The 10203-nt window shown below is 72.8% G+C and carries 9 protein-coding genes; 6 read left to right on the forward strand and 3 right to left on the reverse strand.

From position 1 onward, the window contains the following. The coding region (locus tag ACFQ11_RS35495) for a 2-oxo acid dehydrogenase subunit E2 (RefSeq protein WP_378306929.1) at positions 1–803 on the forward strand (803 nt) is incomplete at its 5' end. Positions 804–962: 159 nt separating this feature from the next. Continuing rightward, a complete protein-coding gene (locus ACFQ11_RS35500; RefSeq protein WP_378306931.1) occupies positions 963–1700 on the forward strand; it encodes a Type 1 glutamine amidotransferase-like domain-containing protein in 738 nt (245 codons plus the stop codon). A gap of 21 nt (positions 1701–1721) precedes the next feature. Here ACFQ11_RS35500 and ACFQ11_RS35505 read toward each other — a convergent pair whose 3' ends face one another. Continuing rightward, the gene (locus ACFQ11_RS35505; RefSeq protein WP_378306933.1) at positions 1722–2228 is read right to left on the reverse strand and encodes a YfbM family protein; all 507 of its coding nucleotides are present in this window, start codon (positions 2226–2228) and stop codon (positions 1722–1724) included. Between the two features lie 280 nt (positions 2229–2508). Between ACFQ11_RS35505 and lipA the strand changes: the two genes are divergently transcribed. Beyond that, positions 2509–3438 carry a lipoyl synthase gene (gene lipA / locus ACFQ11_RS35510; RefSeq protein WP_378306935.1) on the forward strand — a complete coding sequence of 310 codons (930 nt, stop codon included), beginning with the start codon at positions 2509–2511 and terminating at the stop codon, positions 3436–3438. Between the two features lie 66 nt (positions 3439–3504). After that, positions 3505–4200 (forward strand): DUF4191 domain-containing protein, encoded by a 696-nt coding sequence (locus ACFQ11_RS35515; RefSeq protein WP_378306937.1) that lies wholly within the window; start codon positions 3505–3507, stop codon positions 4198–4200. Between the two features lie 92 nt (positions 4201–4292). Here ACFQ11_RS35515 and ACFQ11_RS35520 read toward each other — a convergent pair whose 3' ends face one another. After that, entirely contained in the window at positions 4293–4763 is a 471-nt protein-coding gene (locus ACFQ11_RS35520; RefSeq protein WP_378306939.1) for an RDD family protein, read from the reverse strand. Positions 4764–4928: 165 nt separating this feature from the next. On the opposite strand from ACFQ11_RS35520, the gene glnA reads away from it, so the two are divergent. Next, positions 4929–6353: a type I glutamate--ammonia ligase gene (gene glnA, locus ACFQ11_RS35525; protein ID WP_378306941.1), complete on the forward strand. Its 1425-nt coding sequence runs from the start codon at positions 4929–4931 to the stop codon at positions 6351–6353. A 465-nt stretch (positions 6354–6818) separates the two neighbouring features. Next, positions 6819–7631: a phosphatase PAP2 family protein gene (locus tag ACFQ11_RS35530; RefSeq protein ID WP_378306943.1), complete on the forward strand. Its 813-nt coding sequence runs from the start codon at positions 6819–6821 to the stop codon at positions 7629–7631. On the opposite strand, the gene ACFQ11_RS35535 is transcribed toward ACFQ11_RS35530, so the two are convergent. Further along, positions 7619–10203, reverse strand: a 2585-nt coding sequence (locus tag ACFQ11_RS35535) for a bifunctional [glutamine synthetase] adenylyltransferase/[glutamine synthetase]-adenylyl-L-tyrosine phosphorylase (protein WP_378306945.1), incomplete at its 5' end; no start/stop codon positions are given. The genes ACFQ11_RS35530 and ACFQ11_RS35535 overlap by 13 nt on opposite strands.

The following is a 10203-nucleotide window of genomic DNA, read 5'->3' on the forward strand; positions in this document are numbered from 1 at the left end:
CCGCCGCGCCAGCCGCGCGCCCGTCCGGGCGGCACACGGCCCCGGCGCCCGCCGCCGCCCCGGCCGAGCAGCTCGCGCTGCGCGGCAAGACCGAGCCGATGTCGCGGATCCGGCAGACGATCGCCCGCCGCATGGTGGAGTCGCTGCAGGTGTCGGCGCAGCTCACCACCGTCGTCGAGGTGGACGTCACCAAGATCGCGCGGCTGCGCGCGCAGGCCAAGGCCGACTTCGAGGCCCGCGAGGGCGTCAAGCTGTCCTTCCTGCCGTTCTTCGCGATGGCGACGCTCGAGGCGCTCAAGGCGCACCCGAAGCTCAACGCCGTCATCAACAGCGAGACGAACGAGGTCACCTACCACGACGTCGAGAACCTCGGCATCGCGGTGGACGTCCAGGAGCGCGGCCTGATGGTCCCGGTGATCGACAACGCCGGGCAGCTCAACCTGGCCGGGCTCGCGCAGCGCATCGCCGACCTCGCCGAGCGGACCCGCACCGGCAACGTCAGCCCGGACGAGCTGTCCGGCGGCACGTTCACGCTGACCAACACCGGCAGCCGCGGCGCCCTGTTCGACACCCCGATCCTCAACCAGCCGCAGGTCGGCATGCTCGGCACGGGCGCGGTCGTCAAGCGCCCCGCCGTCATCGACGACCCCGAGCTGGGCGAGGTCATCGCCGTCCGGTCCATGGTCTACCTCGCCCTGACCTACGACCACCGGCTCATCGACGGCGCCGACGCCGCCCGTTTCCTGGGCACCGTCAAGCACCGCCTGGAGGAGGGCAACTTCGAGTCCGAGCTCGGCCTCTGATCCTTCCCCGGTTCACCGGAGGCCCCGCCGTCCCCCCGGACGGCGGGGTTTCCGCGCGTTCCGCTCAAGATTCGTCAAAGTCGCGGCCCGCGATCCCCACCGGCCGTACGGTGACAGCGTCAGCGAAAGGGCCTTGGAGAACGGCCTCGAGGAGGGCGCATGAGCACCGACGGACAGCCGCACATTCTCGCGATCGGCGGCGGGTCGTTCGTCCCCGACGGCCGTGAGGGGCTCGCGCCGAGCCCGCTGCTGCGGTACGCCGCCGACCTCACCGGGCAGGACCGTCCCCGCGTCTGCTTCCTCGCCACCGCCGTGGGCGACGGCGCCGAGTACGTGTCCCGCTTCTACGCCGCGTTCTCCGCGCTGGACGCCGAGGTCAGCCATCTGGCGCTGTTCCCGATGCCGAACGTGGCGGACATGCGGGCGCACCTGCTCACCCAGGACCTCGTGTACGTGTCGGGCGGCAGCGTCGCCAACCTGCTCGCGCTGTGGCGGCTGCACGGCCTCGACGAGATCATGCGGGAGGCGTGGGAGGCGGGCGTCGTCCTGTCCGGGCAGAGCGCGGGCGCCCTGTGCTGGCACGCCGGCGGCAACACCGACTCGTTCGGCCCGCAGCTGCGCCCGCTGACCGACGGCCTCGGGTTCCTGCCGTACTCCTGCGGCGTCCACTACGACAGCGACCCGCAGCGGCGTCCGCTGCTGCAGCAGCTCGTCGGCGAAGGCACCCTGCCGGGCGGTTACGCGGCGGACGAGTCGGTCGCCCTGCACTACGTGGGGACCGAGTTCGTCCAGGCCGTCTCGTTCCGGCAGGAGGCGGGCGCCTACCGGGTGGAGCCGGACGGCCCTGGCACCGCGAAGGAGACGCGCCTCGAGCCCCGCCTCCTCGCCTCCCTCTGAGGCCCCGCGTCCTCCGCGCCCTCAGGACGCGAACATCACCTTGTAGACGGCCTCGCCGTCGTCGGCGGCCGCGCGGAAGAGGCCGGTGAGGGCCCGGTAGGCGGGGGCGAGCACCTCGTCGCGCGCGGCGGCGTCGAGACCGGCCGCGTCCTGGACGCCCGCCGCGTGCATCGCGGCGGGGTCGAAGCGGGCCGCGACGTCGGCGAACGGCGTCGCCGCCAGGTGGTCGGCCGCCGGTTTCACGCGGTCCGGGGCCAGGTAGACGACGTCCATCCCGAGTTCGTCGGCGCCGTCCTCGGTGAGCAGCCGGCCGCCGCACACCACGTCCGCCTCGGGCTGGCGGCCGTCCCACGCGTCGCCCGTCAGCAAATAGTGGAGCGCCTGCCAGGCGCCGCCGAGGTCGACGGGCCCGGGCGCGGCGCGGCGGCGCCACTCCCGGTCGCCGAAGACGTTGCGGGCGATCCTGCCCGGATCGGTCTCGCCCTCCAGAACCGGCGGCACCCTGAGGTACGACATTGCCAGACCCACCGCACTCCTCCTGTCCGCTCGGTTGCCCGTTCGATGGCCGTGACGACTCTTCGTGACGACAGGGAGCCACCCTAGAGACGTCCGGGGAAAAAGATGACCGAAACACGCGAATCCGCGGCGCACCGCCGTTAACGTCACTCGTTCGAGATCCTCCCGATACGGCATCGACGCCGGGCCGGGCGGACGGGACCGGACCGGCCGGACGGGCCGGACGAGCGGGACGGCGAGGCCGGGGCGGCGCGGTGTGCCGATCCCCGGAACGGCGACGTAGTCTGAACGGGTGACAACGGTGACACCAGAGGGGCGCAAGCTCCTGCGCATTGAGGCACGCAACAGCCAGACCCCGATCGAGCGCAAGCCGGATTGGATCAAGACCCGGCTGAAGATGGGCCCGCAGTACAAGGAGCTCATCGGGCTGGTGAAGTCCGAGGGCCTGCACACGGTGTGCCAGGAGGCGGCCTGTCCCAACATCTTCGAATGCTGGGAGGACCGCGAGGCCACGTTCCTCATCGGCGGGGAGCAGTGCACCCGGCGCTGCGACTTCTGCAACATCGACACCGGCAAGCCCGCCGAGTTCGACCGGGACGAGCCGCGCCGCGTCGCCGAGTCGGTCGTGACGATGGGCCTGAAGTACGCCACCGTCACGGGCGTCGCCCGCGACGACCTGGAGGACGGCGGCGCCTGGCTGTACGCGGAGACCGTGCGGCAGATCCACGCGGCCGTGCCCGGCTGCGGCGTCGAGCTGCTGATCCCCGACTTCAACGCGGTGCCCGAGCAGCTCGCCGAGGTGTTCTCGTCGCGGCCCGAGGTCCTCGCGCACAACGTGGAGACCGTCCCGCGGATCTTCAAGCGGATCCGCCCCGGCTTCCGGTACGAGCGTTCCCTCGAGGTGATCTCCCGGGCCCGCGAGGACGGGCTGGTCACCAAGTCGAACCTGATCCTGGGCATGGGCGAGACCCGCGAGGAGATCTCCGCGGCGCTGCGCGACCTGCACGACGCCGGTTGCGAACTCATCACGATCACGCAGTACCTGCGGCCGTCCCCGCGGCACCACCCGGTCGAGCGCTGGGTGAAGCCGGAGGAGTTCGTCGAACTGTCGGACGAGGCCAAGGAGATCGGCTTCGCGGGCGTGATGTCGGGCCCGCTCGTCCGTTCCAGCTACCGCGCCGGGCGCCTCTACAAGCAGGCGATCGAGGCGCGGGAGTCCTGACGCGCACGCAGTTCGGGGACGAATCGCCTGTCCGGTGACGACCCCGACCCGACTATCCTTGGAACCATGTCGAAAAAGCCCGCAGACGGAGGCCAGGAGCGTCCGGGCCGCCTCAAGCAGATCCGCATGGTCGCCCAGGTCCTGCACCAGGCGAACCCGAAGGCCCTCCCGATCGTCTTCGCCTCGGCGATCGGCACGCTGGCCGTCATCGTCGTCCTCGGGCTGATCTTCGGCCAGCTGTGGTTCTTCATCCCGCTGGGCATCCTGGCCGCGTTCGCGGTCGGCATGATCGTGTTCGGCCAGCTGGCGCAGCGCGCCCAGTACAAGGCGATCGCCGGGCAGCCGGGCGCGGCCGCCGCGATCCTGAAGAACATGCGCGGCGGCTGGACCGTCACCGAGGCGGTGGCCGGCAACCGCAACCTCGACATGGTGCACCGCGCGGTCGGGCGGGCCGGTGTCGTGCTGGTCTCCGAGGGGCCCCGCAACCGTGTCGGGCACCTGCTCGGCGCGGAGAAGAAGCGCATCTCCCGCGCGGCCCAGCAGGTCCCCATCTACGACGTCCAGGTGGGCGACGAGGAGGGGCAGGTCCCGGTGGACAAGCTGCAGCGGCACCTGATGAAGCTGCCGCGCAACCTCAGCAAGGGCCAGGTCGCGGAGCTGAACGACCGGCTGCAGGCGCTCCCCCGCGCGATGCAGATGCCGAAGGGGCCGATCCCGAAGGGCGCGAAGATGCCCAAGGGTCCCAAGCCCCGGATGCGCTGACGCCGCGACGGCGAGACGAAAGCGCCCCCTCCCGGCCGCCGGGACGGGGCGCTTCGCCGTAGGGTTCGCGCGGTGGACGCGCGGGCGTCCGGTCAGATGTTCACGACGGCGGTGTTCGCCGCCCGGTCGTGCAGGCCGCGGTAGTCGCGGTCCCAGAGCAGCGCCGGGACGACCAGGAGCAGCAGCAGCGTGCGCGCGAGGCCCCAGGCGAGCCCGACGGGACGGCCGTCCAGGCGGACCACGCGGATCCCGCACAGCCGCTTGCCGATCGTCATGCCGATCAGCGAGGTGAGCAGCCACGCCTGGATGCCGAAGACGACGAGCGTCCAGGTGCTGCGCTCGGGCGGCCCCCACTCGAGGGTGCGCGCCAGCAGGCTCGCGACCAGCATCGACAGCCCCCAGTCGACGAACAGCGCGCCGATCCTGCGCGGGTAGCTCGCGACGGCGCCGCTGCCGCTCTCCGGGAAACCGAACCGCTCCCCGGGGTCCCCGAGGTCGGCCCCTGCGGCGCGCGCGCCGCTCAGCCACGTCTGCGTCCAGCGCGGGCCCTTGCCACTGCTCATGTCCCTACGCTATCCGCTCCCCCGGCGGGTTCCGACGGGCCCTCGCCCCCGGCGTCCCGTCACAGGAAGGACGACTCGCGTAACACGCTCGAAACATATGGGACATGGCCGGGAAACGGCGGCTGCCTAGCCTCTTGGATAGCCAAGGAGTGCCAAGGAGGCCGGATGTTCAGCAGCGCCGAAGAGATCCTGAGCTATATCAGGAACGAGGACGTACGGTTCGTCGACTGCCGGTTCGTGGACCTGCCGGGGAAGATGCAGCACCTCACGTTCCCCGTCGAGCGCTTCGACGAGAGCATCTTCACCGAGGGCCTGATGTTCGACGGCTCGTCCGTCCGCGGGTTCCAGGAGATCCACGAGTCGGACATGCTGCTGCTGCCCGACCCGGCGACCGCCGTGCTCGACCCGTTCCGGCAGCACAAGACGCTGAACCTGAACTTCTTCGTGCACGACCCGCTGACCGGGGAGCCCTACAGCCGCGACCCGCGCAACGTCGCCAAGAAGGCCCAGGACTACCTGCGCGGTTCCGGGATCGCCGACACCTGCTACTTCGGCCCCGAGGCGGAGTTCTACATCTTCGACGACGTCCGCTTCCAGACGTCGCCGAACGCCGGCTTCTACCACCTGGACTCCGTCGAGGGCGCGTGGAACACCGGCCGTGAGGAGCCGGGCGGCAACCTGGGCGCCAAGCCGGGCTACAAGGGCGGCTACTTCCCCGTCCCGCCGATGGACCACTACGCGGACCTGCGCTCGGAGATGTCGGCGCAGCTGCTGAACGTCGGCATCGACGTCGAGCTGCACCACCACGAGGTCGGCACCGCGGGCCAGTCCGAGATCGGCGTCAAGTTCGACACCCTCCTGAAGGCCGCCGACAACCTCCTGCTCTACAAGTACGTCGTCAAGAGCGTCGCGCGCGCCGCCGGCAAGACCGTCACGTTCATGCCCAAGCCGATCTTCGGCGACAACGGGTCCGGCATGCACTGCCACCAGTCGCTGTGGAAGGACGGCTCGCCGCTGTTCTACGACGAGGTCGGGTACGCGGGCCTGTCCGACAACGCCCGCTACTACATCGGCGGCCTGCTCAAGCACGCGCCGTCCCTGCTGGCCTTCACCAACCCGACGGTGAACTCCTACCACCGCCTGGTCCCCGGCTTCGAGGCCCCGGTCAACCTCGTCTACTCGCAGCGGAACCGGTCGGCCTGCATCCGGATCCCGATCACCGGCTCCAACCCGAAGGCCAAGCGCGTCGAGTTCCGCGTCCCGGACCCGTCCTGCAACCCGTACCTGGCCTTCTCGGCGATGCTGATGGCCGGCCTGGACGGCATCAAGAACAAGATCGAGCCCGCCGAGCCGGTCGACAAGGACCTCTACGAGCTCCCGCCGGAGGAGGCCCGCGCGATCCCGCAGGTTCCCGGCTCCCTCCCCGAGGTCCTCGCGGCCCTCGAGGCCGACCACGACTACCTGCTCGAGGGCGGCGTCTTCACCCAGGACCTCATCGACACCTGGATCTCGATGAAGAACGAGTACGAGATCGACCCGATCCGCCTCCGCCCCCACCCCCACGAGTTCGAGATGTACTACGACATCTGATTCGATCGTGCGGTGGCGTCCCACTGCTGACGGGGGATCGGAAGGCGACGTCCTGCGACGTCCAGGATCCGTCCTGATTCGCGCGGCCCCGGCGGGTTTCCCGCCGGGGCCGCGCGCGTCGCGGGGACCTGGAGTTCAGGGGACCTGGTATTCATGGGCGGGGGCCGAAGGGCCGGGGAGCGGGGCGGCGGACGTGCCCGCGGCACGGGGTCCGCGAGGCGGAGCCGAGGCATCGGAAATCAACCGAAAGCGTGGGTGAACTCCGCCCAAAGACCGGATACGGCCTCAGGGTCGTACTACTCAGGTCTGAGGTGAAGACCGTTCGCTGCGGTGATCACATGTCGCGACCATCGGAGAAGGATGGTCGGTATGGCCCAGATCGCCCCCCCGGCCGCTCACCGAGCCCCGGCCCACCCGGCCCCGCGCGGTGAGCGGCGAAGGCCGTCCGCGACGCCGCGGCGCCGGGTGTTCACGGTACCCCCGGTGTGGCGGGAGCTGCTGCTGATCGTCCTGTTCTACTCCGGTTACTCGCTCACGCGCATCGTGCTGGTCCAGGACGGCACCGCGTCCGCGTTCGCCCACGCGGACCAGATCCTGCGGCTCGAGGGCGCGCTGGGCCTCGACGTCGAGCTCTCGCTCAACCGGGCGCTGCTGGAGCTTCCGTGGCTGGCGCGCGCGGCGAACGTCTTCTACGCGACGATGCACTTCGCCGTGACGCTCGGCATGGTGGTGTGGCTGTACCTGCGCAGGCCGCAGGACTACCGGTGGCTCCGGACGTCCCTGATGATCGCGACCGGGGTGGCGGTGCTCGGCTTCTGGCTGTACCCGCTCGCGCCGCCGCGGTTCCTGCACGAGGCGGGGTTCGTCGACCCGGTGACGGCGCTGCAGTCGTTCGGCCTGTACGCGAGCGACGCGTCGGCGACGATGACGAACCAGTACGCGGCGATGCCGTCGATGCACGCGGGCTGGGCGCTGTGGTGCGGGTTCGTCGTGGTGCGGCTGACGGCCCGGCGGTGGCTGCAGGCGCTGGGCGTGCTGTACCCGCTGACGACGACGCTGGTGATCCTCGCGACGGCGAACCACTACGTGCTGGACGCGGTCGCGGGGTTCGCGGTGGTCGCGGGCGCGCTGGCGCTGTCGTGGCTGCTGTACGCGCGGCTGCTGCCGGGCGCGCGGGCCCGGCTGCTCGGGCGGTCCTCCCCCGCCGTGCCCGCTCCGTCGCCGCGGCCCGCCGCCGGCGACCGTCCGGAGCCGGTGGGCGCCGGTCAGTCCTCGTAGCCGTAGAAGACCCGCTCGACGACGGCGCGGGCGCGGCGGGTGCAGCGGCGGTGGTCCTCCAGCAGGTCGCCCGCGGTCGTGTACCCGAGGACGCGGGCGACGGCGCTGCGGTCGCTGCGGTTGTCGGTGGGCAGCACGTCGGAGGCCCGGCCGCGGACGAGCATGACGGCGCCGCGGATGCGGGTCGCGAGCTTCCACGCGGCGGCGAGCACCTCGGCGTCGTCGGGGTCGAGCAGCCCGGCGCGGGCGGCGGCGTCGAGCGCGGCGAGGGTGCGGGTCGTGCGCAGTTCCGGGACGTCGTGGGCGTGCCGCAGCTGGATGAGCTGGGCGGCCCACTCGACGTCCGACAGGCCGCCGGGTCCGAGCTTGACGTGCAGGCGCGGGTCGACGCCGCGCGGGAGCCGTTCGGACTCCATGCGGGCCTTCAGGCGGCGGATCTGCCGGACGGCGTCGTCGGCGATGCCGCCGGCCGGGCGGCGGATCGGGTCGATGAGGTCGCGGAACCGTTCGCACAGGCCGGGGTCGCCGATGACGGGGTCGGCGCGCAGCAGCGCCTGGGTCTCCCACGGCTCGGACCAGCGGGCGTAGTAGGCGGCGTAGGACGCCAGGGTGCGGACGAGCGGGCCGCGGCGGCCCTCGGGGCGCAGGTCGGGGTCGATGACCAGCGGCGGGTCGGGGGCGGGCAGCGCCAGCAGGCGGCGCAGTTCCTCGGCGACGGCGCGGGCGGCGCGTTCGGCGGCGCGCTCGTCCGCGCCGGGCAGCGGGTCGTGGACGAACATGACGTCGGCGTCGCTGCCGTAGCCGAGTTCCCGCCCGCCGAAGCGGCCCATCGCGACGACCGCGACGCGGGTGGGGAGCGGCGCGCCGGTGCGGGCCTCGACGGCGTCGGCCGCGGCGCGCAGGGCGGCCTCGACGGTGACGGCGGCGATGTCGGTGAGGGCCTCCCCGACGGTGGTCGCGTCGGTGCGGCCGAGCAGGTCGGCGACGGCGACGCGGAACAGCTCGCGGCGGCGCAGGGCCCGCACGACGGTGACGGCGTCCTCGGCGGCGGCGGCGACGGCGTCCGCGCCGCCGGACGCGGCGTGCCTGCGGACGGCCGCGAGGGCCTCGGCGCGCAGCGCGTCGTGCGGGCGGGGCGTCAGTCCGGCGTCGCCGGCGAGCATGGCGACGGCCTCGGGGGCGCGCAGCAGCAGGTCGGTGGCGTAGCGGCTGGCGCCGAGCAGCCACGCCATCCGCTCGGCGACGCCGATGTCGTCGCGGAGCAGCCGCAGGTACCACGGGGTGGTGCCGAGGGCGTCGCTGACCTGCCGGAAGCCGAGCAGGCCTGCGTCCGGGGCGGGGGCGTCGGCGAACCAGCCGAGCATGATCGGCAGCAACGTACGCTGGATGGCGGCGCGGCGCGACACCCCGGCGGTGAGCGCCTCGATGTGCCGCAGGGCCCCGGCCGGGTCGTTGTAGCCGAGCGCTTCGAGGCGGGTGCGGGCGGCCTCGGGGGTGAGCCGCGCCTCCTCCTCGGGGAGCCGCGCGACGGCCCGCAGCAGCGGCGCGTAGAACAGTTTCTCGTGCAGGCGGCGGACCTCGCGGGCGTGCCGCCGCCACAGCGCGGTGAACTCGCCGACCGGGTCGGCGCGCAGGCCGAGGGCGCGGCCGAGGCGGCGCAGGTCGTCCTCGTCGTCGGGGACGAGATGGGTGCGGCGCAGCCGGTGCAGCTGCAGGAGGTGCTCGACGCGGCGCAGGAACCGGTAGGCGGACGTGAGGGCCGCGGCGTCCTCGCGCCCGACGTAGCCGCCGCGCGACAGTTCGGCGAGCGCCTCGAGCGTGGTGGGGCTGCGGAGGGCCTCGTCGGTGCGGCCGTGGACGAGCTGGAGGAGCTGGACGGCGAACTCGATGTCGCGCAGGCCGCCGGGGCCGAGCTTGAGCTGCCGTTCGGCCTCGGCGCTGCGCCGGTTGAGGTCGGCCTCGACGCGGCGCCGCATGGCCTGGACGTCCTCGACGAAGTCCTCGCCCTCGGCGGCGGCCCACACGATGGGCTCGACGGCGTCGACGTAGCGGGCGCCGAGGTCGGCGTCGCCGGCGACGGGCCGGGCCTTCAGCAGCGCCTGGAACTCCCACGTCTTCGCCCAGCGCTCGTAGTAGGCGCGGTGGCTGGCGAGGGTCCGCACGAGCGGGCCCGCCTTGCCCTCGGGGCGCAGCGCCGCGTCGACCTCCCAGAGGGACCCCTCCTCGGTGCTGGCGGAGCAGGCCCGCATGGTGGCGGCGGCGAGCCTGGTCGCGGCGCGCAGCGCGGCGTCCTTGGGGGCGCCGTCGCGGGCTTCGGCGACGAACACGACGTCGACGTCGCTGACGTAGTTCAGCTCCCGGCCGCCGCACTTGCCCATCCCGATGACGGCGAGGCGGCAGGCCGTGTGCTCGGGGACTTCGGCGCGGGCGATCGCCAGGCCCGCCTCGAGCGCGGCGGCGGCGAGGTCGGCGAGCTCGGCGGCGACCCGGGCGACGTCGGCGGCGCCGACGAGGTCGCGGCCGGCGAGGACGAGCAGGCGGCGGCGGTACGCGACGCGCAGCGCGGCGAGCG

The sequence above is a fragment of the Actinomadura sediminis genome (genome assembly GCF_042675525.1).
GTDB lineage: Bacteria > Actinomycetota > Actinomycetes > Streptosporangiales > Streptosporangiaceae > Spirillospora > Spirillospora sediminis.